The organism is Lacinutrix sp. Hel_I_90 (genome assembly GCF_000934685.1).
Lineage (GTDB): Bacteria > Bacteroidota > Bacteroidia > Flavobacteriales > Flavobacteriaceae > Lacinutrix.
This window is the reverse complement of the sequence record NZ_JYNQ01000001.1, coordinates 1,309,029-1,326,944: the sequence shown is the minus strand read 5'-3', so window position 1 is coordinate 1,326,944 and position 17,916 is coordinate 1,309,029. Positions and strand designations below refer to the sequence as shown.

The window sequence follows — 17,916 nt, the reverse complement described above, 5'->3', positions numbered from 1 at the left end:
CATAGTTTATAAGACCTTGTTTTTTTAGAGCATACATAGGTGTGTCTTAATGTTTTTTTAATCACTATGCCGCGTTAAACCTTAATTCAGCGAAATAAAAATTACGTAATAAGTTTTTGAGAATTAACTTTAATTTTACTACATTTAATTCGATTAACAGCTAAACCTACTATAGTGTTAAAAAAAGTACTTATTATTCTTACGGTAATACTAGTGCTTATTAATTTCTTAGTAATTACCAATTCTGGTTATTATGAAAGACGATTAATACGATTGATTTCAATAGGTTGCTATGGGCTTGTTTTTTTAATTTTTAAAGGATACAAAGACAAGAGAATAGCACTAATTTTTATTTTTTTAGCTCTTGTTGATTTTCTAGGCTTATTTTACGAGTATGGAATAATTGATATTATTGGGCCTGTAGTGAAGTTGACAGTTTATCTTCTAATAATCAGTGAGGTAATTAAAAAAGTTAAGATTAAGAACATAAATAAGCCTGTTACTTTATTTTTAGCAATAATAATTTTACTTAATATCTTTCTTATATTCCAAACAGTATGGGCCACGTTTATAAGACTCAATGATTACGCAGAAAGCGTCGTTTATCTCCTTTATGGTGCTGTAAATGTGGCCGCTTGTATTGTTGCTTTAAATTATAATTTCATCTATGGTACTAAGCACTCTATCTGTTATTTATATCTTGTTTTTAATTTAATTTTATCAGACGCCTCTTGGTTTATAGGGTACTATCTAAATTATAAAAGCGCATTTTATTTTGATGCATTATTCTATCTTTTTGCGTTATATTTCTTAATAATTTATGCTTTAGATACCGATAGAAATGAGGAGGTACTATTAGAAGAATAACGCAGTATATAGCGCCTTTAATCAAAAGCAGAACACTGTAAGTATAAAAGCGGTCTAAAAGAAAGCGTATCACCAATAACTTGAAATGAGAAACACCAATGGTGTTATAGAATCCTAGTTTTGTAAGAATGCCGCGATCACTAATCTTAATTAAAAATAAAGAAATTAAAAAAGCTTTGCTAAAAGCGCAGGTACAATTCCTACACTCAATGATGCTAATATAATTGTTGTTGTAAAAGACCATAATTCCAGCGTTCTATAATAAAATAGTATAGTGCGAAATTGGTTTAGTATGTATTTAACAACGCTAAAAAAGGCTGAATATTTTTCAGCTATTGAAACCGTGCAGAAACTATTGCATGTTCATAAATTATCGTATTTTTGTTCTACAATTTTTAAGAGAGATGTTAGAGAAATTACAAATAGTAAAACAGCGTTTTGATGAGGTAAGCGATTTAATCATTCAGCCAGATATTATTACAGATCAAAAGCGTTATGTTGAGCTAAATAGAGAATATAAAGATCTAAGAACGCTTATGGATAAGCGGGAGATTTACCTTGAGTTTACCAATAATTTAGCGGAAGCCGAAGAAATAATTGCAGATGGAAGCGATGCTGAAATGGTGGAGATGGCAAAAATGCAATATGAGGAAGCTAAAGAAGGGATTCCTAAATTGGAAGAAGAGATAAAAATGCTTTTAATCCCAAAAGACCCTCAAGACTCTAAAAATGCAGTAGTAGAATTACGTGCCGGAACCGGTGGTGACGAAGCGAGTATTTTTGCTGGTGATTTATTTAGAATGTATAGCAAATACTGTGAGAGTAGAGGTTGGAAAGTGGATACTGTCGATTACAGTGAAGGCACAAACGGCGGTTTCAAAGAAATTCAATTTGAAGTATCTGGTGACAATGTCTACGGGACTTTAAAGTTCGAAGCAGGGGTACACCGTGTACAGCGTGTGCCACAAACCGAAACACAAGGCCGTGTGCATACTAGTGCTGCAACAGTAATGGTGTTTCCTGAAGCTGAAGAGTTTGACGTGGAAATTAACCCCAAAGAGGTGAGAGTAGATTTCTTTTGTTCATCCGGGCCAGGAGGACAATCGGTTAACACAACCTATTCAGCAGTGCGATTAACACATATCCCAACAGGTTTAGTGGCGCAATGTCAAGATCAGAAATCGCAACATAAAAACAAAGAGAAGGCGTTTAAGGTCTTACGTTCGCGTTTGTATGATATGGAGTTAGCTAAAAAGATGGAAGAAGATTCAGCACTACGTGGAACTATGGTAACCAGTGGAGACCGAAGTGCGAAAATTAGAACCTATAACTATTCGCAAGGTCGTGTCACTGATCATAGAATTGGTTTAACATTATACGACTTGTCAAATATTGTAAATGGAGATATTCAAAGAATTATAGACGAATTAATGTTGGCTGATAATACAGAGAAGTTAAAGACTAATAGTGATATCATTTAAATAATTAGCCTCTTTTTGAGGCTTTTTTTATAACTATAATCAGAACATTTGTCATTCCGCGCTTGACGCGGAATCCATAACATAATCACATAACAGTTTCCTCCTGTTGGAGGATGAAGGCGGCAGAAATGACAACACAACAACTAACCAAACAAATAAAAAAAAAGAACTCTTTCCTTTGCATAGGCTTAGATGTCGATTTAAATAAAATACCAGAGCATCTGTTAACCCTTGAAGACCCTATCTTCGAATTTAATAAAGCGATTATTGATGCCACACACCATTTATGTGTAGCATACAAACCTAACACGGCTTTTTATGAAGCCTATGGTATTAAAGGCTGGAAAGCATTAGAAAAGACTATAAAATATTTAAACCAAAACCATCCAGAAATCTTCACTATCGCCGATGCTAAACGAGGCGACATAGGGAATACCAGTACCATGTATGCCAAAGCCTTTTTTGAAGATTTAGCATTCGACAGTGTCACGGTTGTACCCTACATGGGAAAAGATTCGGTAGAGCCTTTTTTAGCCTTTAAAGATAAACACACGATACTATTAGCATTAACCTCGAATGAAGGCGCTTTCGATTTTCAGACAAAAATTGTAGAGGGAAAAGAACTCTATAAACAGGTGCTAGAAACTTCTAAGACCTGGAAAAATTCAGAAAACTTGATGTACGTTGTTGGTGCGACAAAAGCGGAATACTTAACAGCTATTAGAAAAATTATTCCAAATAGTTTTCTATTAGTGCCTGGAGTTGGCGCACAAGGTGGAAACTTGCAGGAGGTTTGTAAATATGGCATGAGCGACAATATAGGGTTGCTTATTAATTCTTCAAGAGGAATCATTTACGCTTCAAAAGAAAAAGACTTTGCTGATGCAGCGGCTAATAAAGCTCAAGAGTTGCAACAACAAATGGAGTCTATATTAACTAATTAAGGTCATTGCGAGGAGCAAGCGACGCGACACTCTCTAAAAATGGTAGTTAAGGATCAAATAGGACGAAAGATTGAATTAATTTCAACACCTAAACGAATCGTTTCACTAGTCCCTTCTCAAACCGAACTACTCTACGATTTAGGTTTGGAAGATACTCTTGTTGGGATAACTAAATTCTGTGTACACCCGTTTCATTTTAAGAGTATAAAAACAGTTGTTGGAGGTACTAAGAGCATTAATATGGATAAATTAAAGGCGTTACAGCCAGATATTATCCTGTGTAATAAAGAGGAAAACACTAAGGCTATTGTTGAAGCCTGCGAACAAATCTGCCCAACACATGTTTCAGATATTTTCACTATAGCGGATTGTTTGGAGCTCATCATTCAATATGGCGTGTTATTTAACAAAAGAACAAATGCCAACAAAATCAGTAATAAAATTGAATTTAATTTAAAAGACTTTCAAGCGTATATCAAAGAAAAACCAGTATTGAAAGTGGCTTATTTTATTTGGAGAAAACCTTGGATGGCCGCTGGAAATACAACATTTATAAATCATTTGTTGCAACTTAATAAATTTGAAAATATCTACGCTAATAAAGAACGTTACCCAGAAGTAACTATTGAAAAAATACGACAAGAAGGCGATCCAGAAATCATACTGTTATCTAGCGAACCTTATCCATTCAAAGAAGCTCATGCTTTTGAGATAGGGAGGCATTCGCATCACGCAAAAACGATATTTGTAGATGGTGAGTATTTTTCTTGGTATGGCTCAAGATTAATTAAAGCCTTTAATTATTTTAAAACACTAAGAGATAGGTTGTGAGTTGTTGTCTCGGGATAAAAATTTTATCTGATTTAATTTGTGAAGTAATTTCATTGCTTTAAACTCAGAATCGTCACTAAGTGCATGATCTGTCTGGCTCAAATTATAGGCCTGCTCAACTAATTGTTTGTAACGTCTGTTGAGTTTTTGTTGGTGGTTTTGTAAAAGCTCTTTCCGACTCATCGTGCTGGTTTTAAGTCTTTTAAATGTACATTAAATATTAATAATTACAACCATAAAAATGTTAATTTTTGCTTTTTTAACTTCAATTGTGCTTTTTTCAATAAAAAAAACCAGCCTTTAAGTATTTAAAGATTGGTTTTTAGACTGTCATAAACTAAATCAAGTAATGTGAGAAAACGACTTGATTTGCAAAATTACAGTAACGATGGATTTTTAATGTTATGCTAGTATTAGCATTTAATCATATAATTTGTGTAACTTTAATTAAAGACCAATTGTTATGAAGTTTATTGTATTGTGTTTTACACTATTCATTTTTAGTACTATATCTGCTCAGAAATCGTGTAATTGCTGCACAGAGCAACATGCCGCGTTCGATTTTTGGATTGGCACTTGGGAGGTAACCAATTCTAATGGTACAACATTAGGGAGAAATAGAATAGAGAAAGTTCAAAACAATTGTGCTTTAAGTGAAAACTGGACAAGCGCAACAGGTAATTATACGGGAACCAGTACTAATTTTTACAATTATAAAACAAAACAGTGGGAGCAACTCTGGATTGATAACCAAGGTGAAAGTTTAAAACTAAAAGGCAATAGAACTGGGAATCAAATGATCTTACAAACCGATGAAGCTAGAAATAAAAAGGGAGACTCCTTTATTCATCGTATTACCTGGACGTTAAACACCGATGGTTCTGTACGCCAACTTTGGGAAACCATTACCAACGGAAAAGACAGCACTGTTGTTTTTGACGGCTGGTATAAAAAGATATAGATCCCTAAATCAATATATTAAAGCCTAACTCCATCTAGTCTCATTAATCCTGTAAAGCAAATACTTTTCGTAGTAAATCGGTAGTTCGAGCACTTACCCGTTCTCTAATTTGTAACTCCTCAACAGCAATCATCGTAAAAACCCCTTTTAAGGCTTCATTAGTTACATAATCGGTTAAGTCAGGGTTTACATTAGTCGTAAAGGGGATTGCATTATATCTATTAATTAAGTTCTCCCAAATTTGATCTGCACCAACTTTAGCAAAGCTGGTTTTAATTACAGGATTGAATTTATCGTATAATGCCGTTTGAGTTCTGTTACTCAGATACTGTGTTGCAGCATCGTTATTTCCTAATAAAATGGTCTTCGCATCATAAAAAGTGATGCCTTTTACAGCATCAATAAAAATAGGCGTTGCTTCACTTACCGCATCTTCGGCAGCGCGATTTAAGGCTTTTAAACCTTCGTCAGCTAAGCTTCCTAAACCGATGTCACGAAGTGCTTTATCTACTTTTTGTAATTCTTGAGGTAATAGAATTTTAACCAGTTCATTTTTATAAAATCCATCTTCTAAGGTCAATTTACTTACTTCTTTATCGATGCCTAAGTCTAATGCCTGTCGTAACCCATTGGCAATATCAAATTGAGAAACACCGCCACCTTGCGGTAATTGGTTAACAACCTCTTGTAACTCTGCACAAGCAGTGAACGTAAAAACAGTAAGAATTAGTAAGATTTTTTTCATAGTGTATATTTTTAAATGGGACATTTTGAGGTGTAAGATAGTGATAATTTGGTCGCGTTTTTTTTATATAAAAAAACCGTGCTATCTACTATATCTTTTTTGTGTATAAGTGCACATAAAAAAAGGATAAGCCTGCTCTGAGTAAAGTCGAAGGATTGCTATCGCTATCGCAGCAATGCATCATGAGAAAATTACCGTTTTATTATTAAAAACCATCACTTTTCTGGCAATATGTAGTTTTATGGCATTGGAGAGTACAATCTTTTCTAGATCTCGGCCTTTGGCAATTAGATCCTCAATAGCATGCGTATGCGAAACTCTTGCCACATCTTGCTCTATTATTGGTCCAGCATCAAGTTCTTCAGTGACGTAATGACTTGTTGCTCCAATAATTTTCACACCGCGTTTATAAGCCGAGTGGTAAGGTTTTGCGCCAACAAAAGCAGGTAAAAAAGAATGATGAATGTTAATCACTTTGTTTGGAAATTTGCTAATCACTTTGGCTGATACAATTTGCATGTAACGGGCTAAAACAATAAAATCTATCCCCTGTTCTTCGCAAAGCTTGAGCTGTTGTGCTTCCGCCTCAAATTTTGTGTCTTTGCTTACCGGAATATGATAAAATGGAATGTTAAAACGCTCTGCAATATGTTTTAAATCATTATGATTACTAATAATAAAAGGTATTTCAGCATACAGCTCACCAGAATTATAACGTCCTAGAATATCATACAAACAATGGTCGTATTTTGAAACAAATAAAGCCATTTTTGGTTTGTAATCAATATCATATATGCGCCATTTCATATTAAACTTTTCGGCTAATTTACTTTTAAAATTAGCTTTAAAAGCGTCCATAGAAAATGAACTAAATTCACTCTCTAAACGCATAAAGAAAATATTCTGTTCTCTGTCCACGTGCTGATCGATGTAGATAATATTTCCGTCACTACTAGCAATAAAGTTTGTGACTGCAGCTATAATTCCAGCTTGATCGTTGCAATGTATTAGTAAGGTGATTTTTTTCATGTGTACTTTCCGTGCAAACGAAGTCTTTTAATTAATATTCTTTTCAATTCCACAACCGAGGCTATTTCATGTTGCTATTAGTAGTTTAGCGTTAAATGTAAGCCATTTGAACGACACTTAATTTCACGAGTATTAACGTACACTAAGTTAAACTAAATGCTTAGCAAATTTTTAAGTGTTTAAACTTTTAGATAATTTAAGATAAATACGCTTAATTTTTGAATATTCCTTAAATTGCAAGCTCAAAAAAGACCACATTTTAAGAATGAAACAAGCAACACCTTATAAGCCAAAACATAAAGTTAGAATTGTAACAGCAGCAGCCTTGTTTGATGGGCATGATGCCTCAATAAATATTATGCGCCGTATTATCCAATCTACAGGAGTGGAAGTGATTCATTTAGGTCATGACCGTAGTGTAGATGAGGTTGTAAATACTGCCATTCAGGAAGATGCTAATGCCATTTGTTTAACTTCTTATCAAGGCGGTCACAATGAGTATTTTAAGTATATGTACGATTTGCTTAAAGAACGTGGCGCAGAACATATTAAAATCTTTGGTGGCGGAGGCGGTGTTATCTTGCCTTCAGAAATTGAGGAACTAATGGCGTATGGCATTTCGCGAATTTATTCGCCAGATGATGGTCGTGAAATGGGACTACAAGGCATGATTAATGACTTAGTAGAACAAGCAGATTTTGCTGTTGGCGATAAGTTAAATGGTGAAATAGATGCGTTACCATCAAAAAACCCAAAAGCCATTGCTAGAATTATTTCTTCAGCAGAGAACTTTCCGGAAGTAGCGAAAGAGACTTTAGCAAAAATTCACGCTAAAAATAAGAATTCTAAAACACCAGTCTTAGGAATTACTGGAACAGGTGGGTCTGGTAAATCATCATTAGTAGATGAATTGGTGCGTCGTTTTTTATTCGATTTTCCAGAGAAAACCATAGGTTTAGTCTCTGTCGATCCTTCAAAACGTAAAACAGGTGGGGCTTTATTAGGCGATCGTATTCGTATGAATGCTATTAATTCACCACGGGTTTACATGCGCAGTTTAGCAACACGCCAATCTAACCTAGCCTTATCAAAATATGTAAACGAAGCGGTTGAAGTGCTAAAAGCGGCTGAGTATGATATAATCATTTTAGAAACTTCCGGTATTGGGCAAAGTGATACCGAAATTATTGAACATAGTGATGTGTCGCTTTATGTTATGACTCCAGAATTTGGTGCAGCAACCCAACTGGAAAAAATAGACATGCTTGATTTTGCAGATTTAGTCGCGATTAATAAATTCGACAAGCGTGGTGCTTTAGATGCGTTGCGCGATGTGAAAAAACAATTCATGCGTAACAATAATTTATGGGACATACCTCAAGAAGAGTTACCTGTTTATGGTACTATTGCTTCTCAATTTAATGATCCAGGGATGAATACGCTGTATAAAGCCATTATGGACAAATTGGTGGAGAAAACGGATAGTGACTTAAAATCGACTTTCGAAATTTCTAAGGAAATGAGCGAAAAGATTTTTGTGATTCCACCAAGTAGAACACGTTATTTGTCTGAAATTGCAGAGAGTAATCGAGCGTATGATAAAACAGCAATGTCACAAGTTGAAGTGGCTCAAAAACTCTTCGGAATTTATAAAACAATAGAATCTGTACTTAATGTTATTTCGAGCGAAGCGAAGCAATCTCTTCTTGATAAACATGGATTAGACAGTGATTGGATCTTGCAACAAACCAAGGATGAGAATAAAGATTTTATTAAACTTTTAGTGGGTGAGTTCGATCGTGTAAAACTAAACTTAGATCCCTACAACTGGGAAGTGATTACGGGTTGGGATGAAAAAGTAAATAAATATAAAAACCCGATTTACTCGTTTAAAGTTAGAGATAAGGAAATTAAAATTGAAACCCATACAAAATCACTCTCTCAAACAGATATTCCTAAGGTAGCACTACCAAAGTATGAAGCTTGGGGAGACATTTTAAAATGGTGTCTACAGGAGAATGTGCCAGGAGAATTTCCATATACTTCAGGATTATATCCTTTTAAAAGAACAGGTGAAGATCCAGCACGTATGTTTGCAGGTGAAGGTGGGCCAGAACGTACAAACCGTCGTTTTCACTATGTGAGTGCAGGCTTGCCAGCGAAACGTTTATCTACGGCATTCGATAGTGTCACATTATACGGAAATGATCCAGATTACAGACCAGATATTTACGGAAAAATAGGAAATGCAGGGGTCTCTATTTGCTGTTTAGACGATGCTAAAAAACTGTATTCCGGATTTAACTTAGCACACGTATTAACGTCGGTAAGTATGACTATTAATGGTCCGGCACCAATGTTATTAGGCTTTTTTATGAATGCTGCTATCGATCAACAATGTGAGCTTTATATTAAAGAAAACGAACTAGAAAATGAAGTAGAAGCTAAAATAGCAAAACTTTATAAAGGACAGGAGCGTCCAAAATATAAAGGAGATCTGCCAGAAAGTAATGACGGTTTGGGCTTAATGTTATTGGGAGTTACTGGAGATCTAGTATTACCTAAAGAGGTATATGCTGAAATTAAAAAGAATACTATAGCCCAAGTTCGTGGTACCGTACAGGCAGATATTTTAAAGGAAGATCAAGCACAAAACACCTGTATTTTTTCTACTGAATTTGCCTTAAGATTAATGGGTGATGTACAGGAGTATTTTATTGAAAATGATGTACGTAACTTTTATTCAGTCTCTATTTCTGGATACCATATTGCAGAAGCAGGTGCTAATCCCATTACTCAGCTAGCGCTAACCTTGTCTAACGGATTTACTTATGTAGAGTATTATTTAAGTCGTGGTATGGACATTAATAAATTTGGTCCAAATTTATCGTTCTTTTTCTCTAACGGAATCGATCCAGAATATGCGGTTATTGGTCGTGTGGCTCGTAAGATCTGGGCAAAAGCGATGAAACACAAATATGGGGCGAATGCAAGAGCGCAGATGCTAAAGTATCACATTCAAACCTCTGGACGTAGTTTGCATGCACAGGAAATTGATTTTAATGACATTCGTACAACATTACAAGCCTTGTATGCCATTTACGACAACTGCAACTCGTTACATACTAATGCTTATGATGAAGCGATTACAACACCTACAGAAGAATCTGTGCGTCGAGCCATGGCCATTCAATTAATCATCAACAAAGAATTAGGATTAGCTAAAAATGAAAATCCAATTCAGGGCTCTTTTATTATCGAAGAATTAACCGATTTAGTAGAAGAAGCAGTATTATTGGAATTTGATAGAATAACAGAAAGAGGTGGTGTTTTAGGGGCTATGGAAACCATGTATCAAAGGTCTAAAATACAAGAAGAAAGCCTGTATTATGAAACTCTAAAGCATAATGGCGAATTCCCAATTATTGGTGTGAATACCTTCTTGAGTTCAAAAGGATCGCCAACGGTAATCCCTAAGGAAGTAATTCGTGCTACCGAGGAAGAAAAAGAATTTCAAATTAGAACACTGCAGAATTTACATAAGGCAAATGACACAAACGCCTTGTTAAAAAACCTTCAGCAAAGAGCTGTCAATAATGAAAACATCTTTGAGGCGTTAATGGAAGTTTGTAAAGTGTGCTCTTTAGGAGAAATTACAGCATCCTTATTTGAGGTTGGCGGACAGTATAGGAGAAATATGTAAGCAGAGAGCCACTTTTTGCTTTTTTGCAAAAAGTGTGCGAATCGCTTATCCCAAATTGATTTTGGGATCTTATAAAATAGAGTTTGTATTATAGAACATGTTTTAAAGCGCTTTGGTTTACATCATAATATAAAATGTGTGAAATAGATATAAACCGGTAATCATCTATATATTAATTCAATACATCTGGTTTTCTTTAATATTTAAATGATTACTATCACTTGTTAAATAGAAGGTTTTAAACAATCCACAATACAAGCATGGGAATCTAATATTATAATTTAAAGATAAGTAAGACCTCCATCGGTAGCCGTTTCAAAATGACTAAAAATGAAATATCTAAGTATGCTACAAAATCATAACTTTTTTGATAGCTAAAATAGAAGTGGCTTAACAATTTGGGAATGCTTATTGGTTTACTAAAACTTTTTTCAGAAAGGTAGAACTTACGAATCAGAAAAATTATTATACAGAATATACGAGTAATAAAAATAGTGTTAGGGCTGTAATTTTTGAAAAAATGAAAACATTTAGAATGCTTGGTAATTAATTTAATGTATAGCGTGAAGTTAAACTTAGAGAAGCTGTAATTGAATATTAGGTCATTTAAACTTTTTTATATTTAGTTTTTTTACATTATTTATGGTGTTTTAACATAAAAGCGAATTTATTTTTAAAAAAAAAGCCTAAAATAAATATTATTATGTATCTTTATATAAGTTAAAACCCTAAATCACAATTTAAAACCCTTATCACAATGATTAATCCTACTTATTACAGCCCCAAGAATTCATTTTTGTTATCCCTTTACTCCATAAAAGTATGATGTCATTTTTTTTTTTGTTTGTTACAAGTAATTAGTGCTATCTAATTCGTGAATAACAAGTAAAAAAAATAAGATTTCATTTATTAAAATTTGAGAGTAAATAGAATAATGATATTAGTTTAAAAAAAGAATAAACAATCTACAACATTCTTATTTTAAATAATATAAGCGCACAAATTAATAAAAATGCTCTTATATCAAACCTTCGTCATTAAAGTCAATTTACTGTTCCTAAAGGTGTATTATTAATTATACTACACCAAAAAACTCGCTATTAATTACAACTTTATTACTATTTAAATTATTAAATGGACAAGACAACTTGTGTTATTTAATAACTATTTAGTAGTGATGAATTATAATAATATAAACACAGATTTGTATAAAATAATAGTAAACAAACATAGACCTACTTAAAATATAATCCCTTAAAAAAATATCAATCATGAAAAAAAGCGTTTTATTACTAGTCACAGGCCTACTTAGCTTAATTAGCTACGGTCAAACGGGTTCAGAAATTTTAGAAGAAGCAAACTGGCTTGAAAATTGGACTAATTTTAATCCCGCAAAGGAAGAATATAAAAAAGCCGATAAAATACTCCTGGGATTAATTACGGACAATACGACATTGTCAAATAGACATACTTATTTATTAAAAGGTATTGTTTATGTAACAAATAATGCGACCTTAACAATAGAGCCAGGAACAGTGATAAGAGGCGACTATGAGACCTCTGGAACATTGGTAATTACTAAAGGCGCAAAAATAATTTCTGAAGGAACACATTTAAACCCTATTGTCTTTACATCCGATAAGGAACGTTCCCTTAAGAAGCCAGGAGATTGGGGAGGCATAATACTTTTGGGTGATGCGCCAATTAATACTTTTGGAGGTGTTGGTGGGGTGGATCTTGGTTTACAATCAAAATTTTCGATTTACGGTGGCGAAAATGCAGAGAGTTCATCTGGCATTCTAAAGTATGTAAGAATAGAATATAGCGGACGAAGTATGAGTTCAGATAAAAAATTAAGCGGTATTCTATTTGCAGGTGTTGGAAATAAAACAATTATAGAAAATATTCAGGTGAGTCATGCCGGTGATGATTCTTTTGAGTTTTATGGTGGTAATATAAAAGTGAACAACTTAGTGTCATACAAAGCTACAGATGATGATTTTGATTTCACTAAAGGAACTCAATCGATCATAAATAATAGTCTCGCTATTAGAAGTCCATATGCTTCAGGAAACGACTCACCTAGAGCTATTGAGATTGATAGTTATGATCAAATTAAAAATTTTGATCCTTCAAAAAATAAAACGAACGTAAAAGCAAATAATTTAACTTTGGTTAACATGCAGGATAATGATCAAGGCTTAGTTAAGGAGGCTATTTATCTAGAAAAAGACAGTTATTTAAATCTTATTAATGGCAATATATATGGCTTTAGAGATTTTATAGTCGTTAATGATATATTTATTTTAGAGGAGCTCGAAGAATTTGTGAAATTAAAGGACGTTAGAATAAGTCATTGTAAGAATGATTTTAGTCTCAATTTCGATAATGAAATACATGATTTACCAGTAGAGAATTATAATTATTCAATGCATAATGTGAGAGTTACAGATGATAAAATTGATGATTTTTTCATAAATCCAAAGTTGAAATATACTCCAGATTTTAGACATATTAGTGTAATGAATGATATTAATAATATAGTAGGTAGGTAATTAAGAACAGCTACTATTAATAAAAAAAGCAAAACCAATTATGGTTTTGCTTTTTTTATTCTAGGGGATTTTTTTAAAACTCAAATAATTCAAAAGAGATCACGTTTTATTAGCCTTTTTTTAAGTCATTGAATGGTAAGAGTAATAAATTCTTAACTCAGACTAAAATAAAAGTTTATAAAAAAAATTGGCATTACTACTTGCCCAAAAGTAAATATGAAGAATAATCTCTAGACTTAATTTGAATATGTTACAACTGTTTATTAGGATCTTATGTCTATTTTTTGAAACCTGACTTTAATTAGAGCGTCAATACCCAATTCCGCTTTATTCTATTGAATTTATTAAGCTCTTTTCTTAAAATAGGGAAATAATCTCTTCCATTACTTTTAGATTTTTCCAAACGGTTACAATTACGATGTAAGGCATTGGTTAAGCGTTCTAAAGTAGCAATGTGTTTTTGTTTCTTATGGTAGCAATGTTCAGATACTGCCCTAAGAATTTCAGGTGCCAAAGAGACTGACTGTTGGACAATATCTCCCGAAAAATAAATATGTTCATCTTCAGATCCATCAGATTTTAAATAGGCTAGATCTTGATTCAAATACGTGCAAATGCTTCGTGATAGCACAAAAATTTCCATAGCCTTTTTGTAGATAGGCAATTCAGAAAAAGGCGAAGACATATTTGCAGACATTTTATTTTAGGTTTTAACCAAAAGTAATGACAAGAAACGAGCTTCTTCTTTAAGTTTTAAAGTAAATATGTATATTTGCTTTAGATTTTGATTTTTTTAAACTGATTTTATTTTAAATGAACATAGATGCACTTAACTGGAAGATTTTAAGCTGTTTACAGGAAAATGCGAGGATGTCTAATACAGAAATTGGACGTAAAGTAGGTGTAAGTTCGCCTGCAGTTTCCGAACGTATAAAAAAGATGGAAGATTTAGGGGTGATAGAGAATTACCATACTACAATTTCGTCTTTTGAAGCTGGTTATCAACTAAAAGCACTAATTACCTTAAGGGCTTTTATGGGCAAACTAAAACCTTTTTTAGAAAAAGTAAAAACCTATGATGAAGTGGTTAACTGCTATCGCATTACAGGAAACGAAAATATCGTTATGGAAGTGGTATTAAAAAACCAAAAACATTTAGAAAATTTTATAGACCAATTAATAGTTTACGGCGAAACAAAAACACAAATTGTATTGTCTCATGTAGTTAAAAATAAAGCAATAAAAAAGCCTTAAAAGGCTTTCGTATTATCCTTAGATTAAAATGATTTAAGAGATCTAAGTACTAATTTTAATTATCTCAACAAAGCACTTGAATTAAAAAAGATAGCAGCCTCTAAATCAATAGCTGTATTTTAAATAATTTTACTAAATGTTCTACCATTTCGTAAATGACTTCCGCTGATATAAAAACAGGCAATTGTTCCCACTGGTCTTCCATATCAATCCTTGCGATTAAGAGCTATATGCTTCGTTTTTTTTAACGTATTCGGGAGTAGCTTACTAAGCTTAAAACTATCGCACTATAAAAAAACACAACGATTTTTTTCATAAGAAGGAAATAGACAATTGTTTTTGTAAATTTAGTCCGTCATAAACAATTAATTCTACTCATGAAAAACCTTTTTAAGTACGCCTTCATTTTAATATTGCTTTTAACTGCTTGCAAAAAAGACAAAAAAGTTGAAACTTCAGACATAAAAACAGAAACAGAAGAAAAAGAAACTTATGTTCAAGATCACTACAGGAAGCAGGAAGTCGCAATAACAATGCGTGATGGGATTAAGTTGCATACTACTATTTATTCTCCTAAAGACACCAGTGAAACGTATCCTATTTTAATGATGCGAACGCCATACAGCAGTCAGCCCTATGGCGAGAATGAATTTATGGAAAACATTGGGCCCAATAGTCACTTAATGAAAGAAGGTAACATTATCGTTTACCAAGATGTGCGTGGCCGTTGGTTGAGTGAAGGTGTTTACGATAATATGCGCGCTTACATTCCGAATAAAAAAGGGGATAAGGATATTGATGAGTCGTCAGACACTTATGATACCATAGAATGGTTGATTAATAATGTTGAAAATAATAATGGGCGTGTTGGTACCTGGGGCATTAGTTATCCCGGGTTTTATTCAACCTATTCCACAATAGATGCCCACCCAGCCTTAAAAGCAGCTTCGCCTCAAGCGTGTATTGGCGATTTCTTTTTTGATGACTTTCATCATAACGGCGCTTTTTTATTGAGTTATTTTAAAGTAATATCACTATTTGGAACGGAGAAAAATAAACCCACAGATTCTGTCTGGTATAAATCACCAGATTTAGGGACCGAAGATCAATACCAATTTTTTTTAGATGCAGGTCCTTTAAGCAATTTAAACAGCTATTTTCAGTACGAAAAACCAGACGATGTATCTGTTTCAAAATCTGATAAAATTGACGACGTGTTCTGGAAAGAAATAATAAATCACCCAAACTATGATAGTGTTTGGAAACCGAAAGGATTAATCCAGCATTTAAAAAATATAAAATCATCTGTTGCGACTATGATAGTTGGCGGGTTTTATGATGCGGAAGATTTATATGGCCCTTTGGAAACGTATAAAACCATTGAAAAAAATAACCCAGATAATTATAATACCATTGTATTTGGGCCTTGGGATCATGGACGTTGGGCAAAAACCGATGTTAAAAATTATGTTGGGAATTACTTTTTTGGAGATTCGATTTCATTAAAATTCCAAAGGGATGTGGAGACTAAATTTTTTAATCACTTTTTAAAAGGCGATGGTAGTCAAAATTCAGGATTACCAGAAGCGTACGTATTCGATTCAGGAAAAAAAACATGGCGTAGTTTTGAAGCTTGGCCACCAAGAGCGATTTCAAAACAAAAAATGTATTTAAATGCGAATCAGGAACTAGCCTTTTCTAAAAACGGAGCTACAAAAGAAGTTTTTGTGAGTGACTTAAAACGTCCTGTACCTTATTCTGAAGATATAAAAACGGTTTTTACACCTAGGAAATACATGACAGACGATCAGCGCTTTGCTGCAAGACGTCCAGATGTACTGGTTTTTGAAACCAATGTGTTAGAAAAAGATATGACTTTAGCTGGAGATATTTTGGCCCATTTAAATGTGGCAACCACAGGAACAGCTGCGGATTGGATTGTAAAAATCATTGATGTACATCCTTCAGCTATTGAAGAACAAGAAGATGGGATGCAAGATCATTTAAAGCTAAGTAATTATCATATGATGGTACGTAGTGAAGTCATGCGAGGGCGTTTTAGAAATAGTTTTGAAAAGCCAGAACCGTTTGTACCAAATAAGAAAACGGAGGTAACCATTAAGTTGCAAGATGTGTTTCATACCATTAAAGCAGGGCACAAATTGCAAGTACAAGTGCAGAGCACCTGGTTTCCACTAATTGATTTGAATCCACAAACATTTGTACCCAATATTTATAAAGCCAAAGAAAGTGACTTTAAAAATCAGACACATACGGTGTTTAATGATTCTAACATTGAGTTTTCTGTATTAAATTAAAGAGGAGGTATCTTAAAGCAAGAGACTTCAATCCAAATGCTGCCAGTAAAATAGACTAATAAGGAGAAGTATTCTTAAAAATAAATTTCCATGAGTTTTAAATGATACTATAGTATTTAGGTTAAAAAATACAGAAGAATTTAGGAGCTTATGTTTTGTGAACAAGGTTTTAAAGCCTATTGGCTATAGCTTGAGCAATTTTTTTTGCGTGTATTCTAGAGTTTTCAATAAACCATTTGTGTGTTTCTTGGCCTCCGCAAATAACACCGGCAAGGTATAAGCCATTGATATTGGATTCCATTGTTTCTGGAGTGTATTCAGGAATTCTTTTGTTATCCTTAGAGAGCTTAATACCACAATGTTGTAATAAATCGAAATCCGGAAGATATCCTGTAAGCGCAATGACGTAATCGTTTGAAAGTGTGATTTTTTTAGTGTTGGTTTTAATCACGACACTATCAGCATGTATTTCGCTGATTTCAGAATCAAAAAAGGCAGTTATACTTCCTTCTTTAATACGGTTAATGATATCTGGTCGTACCCAATATTTAACGCGCTCACCAATTTGTTTTCCTCTAATTACCATAGTTACTTTTCCGCCTTTACGCCATATTTCCAAAGCGGCGTCTACTGCCGAATTACTCGCACCAACGACAACCACATCTTGCAAGGCGTAGTTGTGTGCTTCTTTATAATAGTGTGTTACTTTTGGAAGCAGTTCTCCAGGAATATTTAATAAATTAGGGATGTCGTAAAAACCAGTGGCAATAATGACATATTTAGAGGTATATTCTATTTTGTTTGTTTTAATATGAAAGTGGTTTTCCTTTTTATCGATTTTTTTTACATTTTCGTATAATGATATGTTCAGAGCATTAGAGGTAACCACACGCCTATAATATTCTAAGGCTTCGTTTCTAGTGGGTTTTGGCTGATTACTAATAAAAGGAATGGCGTCAATCTCTAATTTTTCAGAAGTTGAAAAGAAGGTCATGTTTCTAGGGTAATTGAATAGTGAGTTGGTAAGTGCTCCTTTTTCTAAAACCTTGTAATCCCATTGTCTTTTCTCGCATTCTAAGGCACAAGTAATACCAATAGGTCCTGCTCCAATAATAATGATATCTTTATTCTGTTTCAATTTTTATTTTTTAAAAAGTTAAGATACTTATTTTAATTAGTATCTAATAGTTGGATGAACATGAGTTTTCAATTTCATGAAGTGAACATG

General features: G+C 33.5%; 14 protein-coding genes. 9 read left to right on the top strand and 5 right to left on the bottom strand.

Features of this window, described 5'->3' with window-relative positions; all coding sequences use genetic code 11:
* The first annotated feature begins 174 nt into the window (after nt 1–174).
* The 4 genes from GQ46_RS05905 to GQ46_RS05890 all read left to right on the top strand — a co-directional run bounded on the left by GQ46_RS05905 (nt 175) and on the right by GQ46_RS05890 (nt 4,123).
* A complete protein-coding gene (locus GQ46_RS05905) occupies nt 175–867 on the top strand; it encodes a hypothetical protein (protein WP_044399230.1) in 693 nt (230 codons plus the stop codon).
* Nucleotides 868–1,271: 404 nt separating this feature from the next.
* Nucleotides 1,272–2,348 (top strand): peptide chain release factor 1, encoded by a 1,077-nt coding sequence (gene prfA, locus GQ46_RS05900; protein ID WP_044404626.1) that lies wholly within the window; start codon nt 1,272–1,274, stop codon nt 2,346–2,348.
* 128 nt (nt 2,349–2,476) lie between these two features.
* Entirely contained in the window at nt 2,477–3,292 is an 816-nt protein-coding gene (pyrF, locus tag GQ46_RS05895) for an orotidine-5'-phosphate decarboxylase (RefSeq protein WP_044404623.1), read from the top strand.
* A 39-nt stretch (nt 3,293–3,331) separates the two neighbouring features.
* Nucleotides 3,332–4,123 (top strand): ABC transporter substrate-binding protein, encoded by a 792-nt coding sequence (locus tag GQ46_RS05890; protein WP_044399228.1) that lies wholly within the window; start codon nt 3,332–3,334, stop codon nt 4,121–4,123.
* Here the strand turns inward: GQ46_RS05890 and GQ46_RS05885 are convergent.
* Nucleotides 4,106–4,306: a Lacal_2735 family protein gene (locus GQ46_RS05885; RefSeq protein WP_044399226.1), complete on the bottom strand. Its 201-nt coding sequence runs from the start codon at nt 4,304–4,306 to the stop codon at nt 4,106–4,108. The genes GQ46_RS05890 and GQ46_RS05885 overlap by 18 nt on opposite strands.
* Before the next feature lie 280 nt (nt 4,307–4,586).
* Between GQ46_RS05885 and GQ46_RS05880 the strand changes: the two genes are divergently transcribed.
* On the top strand, nt 4,587–5,084 hold the full coding sequence (locus GQ46_RS05880) for a hypothetical protein (RefSeq protein WP_044399224.1): 498 nt from the start codon (nt 4,587–4,589) through the stop codon (nt 5,082–5,084).
* A gap of 43 nt (nt 5,085–5,127) precedes the next feature.
* Here the strand turns inward: GQ46_RS05880 and GQ46_RS05875 are convergent, their stop codons facing one another.
* Together GQ46_RS05875 and purU are read right to left on the bottom strand one after the other, a co-directional pair.
* On the bottom strand, nt 5,128–5,829 hold the full coding sequence (locus GQ46_RS05875; RefSeq protein WP_044399222.1) for a DUF4197 domain-containing protein: 702 nt from the start codon (nt 5,827–5,829) through the stop codon (nt 5,128–5,130).
* 180 nt (nt 5,830–6,009) lie between these two features.
* Entirely contained in the window at nt 6,010–6,858 is an 849-nt protein-coding gene (gene purU / locus GQ46_RS05870) for a formyltetrahydrofolate deformylase (protein ID WP_044399220.1), read from the bottom strand.
* Nucleotides 6,859–7,123: 265 nt separating this feature from the next.
* On the opposite strand from purU, the gene GQ46_RS05865 reads away from it, so the two are divergent.
* Complete coding sequence (locus GQ46_RS05865; protein ID WP_044399218.1) at nt 7,124–10,561, top strand: methylmalonyl-CoA mutase family protein; 3,438 nt, start codon at nt 7,124–7,126, stop codon at nt 10,559–10,561.
* A 1,271-nt stretch (nt 10,562–11,832) separates the two neighbouring features.
* Nucleotides 11,833–13,116, top strand: a complete 1,284-nt coding sequence (locus GQ46_RS05860; RefSeq protein ID WP_044399217.1) for a hypothetical protein — start codon at nt 11,833–11,835, stop codon at nt 13,114–13,116.
* Between the two features lie 301 nt (nt 13,117–13,417).
* On the opposite strand, the gene GQ46_RS05855 is transcribed toward GQ46_RS05860, so the two are convergent.
* Nucleotides 13,418–13,813, bottom strand: a complete 396-nt coding sequence (locus GQ46_RS05855; RefSeq protein ID WP_044399216.1) for a hypothetical protein — start codon at nt 13,811–13,813, stop codon at nt 13,418–13,420.
* A 116-nt stretch (nt 13,814–13,929) separates the two neighbouring features.
* On the opposite strand from GQ46_RS05855, the gene GQ46_RS05850 reads away from it, so the two are divergent.
* Together GQ46_RS05850 and GQ46_RS05845 are read left to right on the top strand one after the other, a co-directional pair.
* A complete protein-coding gene (locus GQ46_RS05850) occupies nt 13,930–14,370 on the top strand; it encodes an Lrp/AsnC family transcriptional regulator (RefSeq protein ID WP_044399215.1) in 441 nt (146 codons plus the stop codon).
* Between the two features lie 377 nt (nt 14,371–14,747).
* Nucleotides 14,748–16,688, top strand: a complete 1,941-nt coding sequence (locus GQ46_RS05845; RefSeq protein WP_082041712.1) for a CocE/NonD family hydrolase — start codon at nt 14,748–14,750, stop codon at nt 16,686–16,688.
* A 169-nt stretch (nt 16,689–16,857) separates the two neighbouring features.
* Here GQ46_RS05845 and GQ46_RS05840 read toward each other — a convergent pair whose 3' ends face one another.
* Entirely contained in the window at nt 16,858–17,826 is a 969-nt protein-coding gene (locus GQ46_RS05840) for a YpdA family putative bacillithiol disulfide reductase (protein WP_044399213.1), read from the bottom strand.
* Nucleotides 17,827–17,916 lie beyond the last annotated feature (90 nt).

What these genes read in the sequence shown, in the direction of transcription:
- GQ46_RS05860 (WP_044399217.1), top strand. Translation starts at nt 11,833, where the DNA reads ATGAAAAAAAGCGTTTTATTACTAGTCACAGGCCTACTTAGCTTAATT.
- prfA (WP_044404626.1), top strand. Translation starts at nt 1,272, where the DNA reads ATGTTAGAGAAATTACAAATAGTAAAACAGCGTTTTGATGAGGTAAGC.
- GQ46_RS05890 (WP_044399228.1), top strand. Translation starts at nt 3,332, where the DNA reads ATGGTAGTTAAGGATCAAATAGGACGAAAGATTGAATTAATTTCAACA.
- GQ46_RS05855 (WP_044399216.1), bottom strand. Translation starts at nt 13,813, where the DNA reads ATGTCTGCAAATATGTCTTCGCCTTTTTCTGAATTGCCTATCTACAAA.
- purU (WP_044399220.1), bottom strand. Translation starts at nt 6,858, where the DNA reads ATGAAAAAAATCACCTTACTAATACATTGCAACGATCAAGCTGGAATT.
- GQ46_RS05850 (WP_044399215.1), top strand. Translation starts at nt 13,930, where the DNA reads ATGAACATAGATGCACTTAACTGGAAGATTTTAAGCTGTTTACAGGAA.
- pyrF (WP_044404623.1), top strand. Translation starts at nt 2,477, where the DNA reads ATGACAACACAACAACTAACCAAACAAATAAAAAAAAAGAACTCTTTC.
- GQ46_RS05845 (WP_082041712.1), top strand. Translation starts at nt 14,748, where the DNA reads ATGAAAAACCTTTTTAAGTACGCCTTCATTTTAATATTGCTTTTAACT.
- GQ46_RS05865 (WP_044399218.1), top strand. Translation starts at nt 7,124, where the DNA reads ATGAAACAAGCAACACCTTATAAGCCAAAACATAAAGTTAGAATTGTA.
- GQ46_RS05880 (WP_044399224.1), top strand. Translation starts at nt 4,587, where the DNA reads ATGAAGTTTATTGTATTGTGTTTTACACTATTCATTTTTAGTACTATA.
- GQ46_RS05885 (WP_044399226.1), bottom strand. Translation starts at nt 4,306, where the DNA reads ATGAGTCGGAAAGAGCTTTTACAAAACCACCAACAAAAACTCAACAGA.
- GQ46_RS05875 (WP_044399222.1), bottom strand. Translation starts at nt 5,829, where the DNA reads ATGAAAAAAATCTTACTAATTCTTACTGTTTTTACGTTCACTGCTTGT.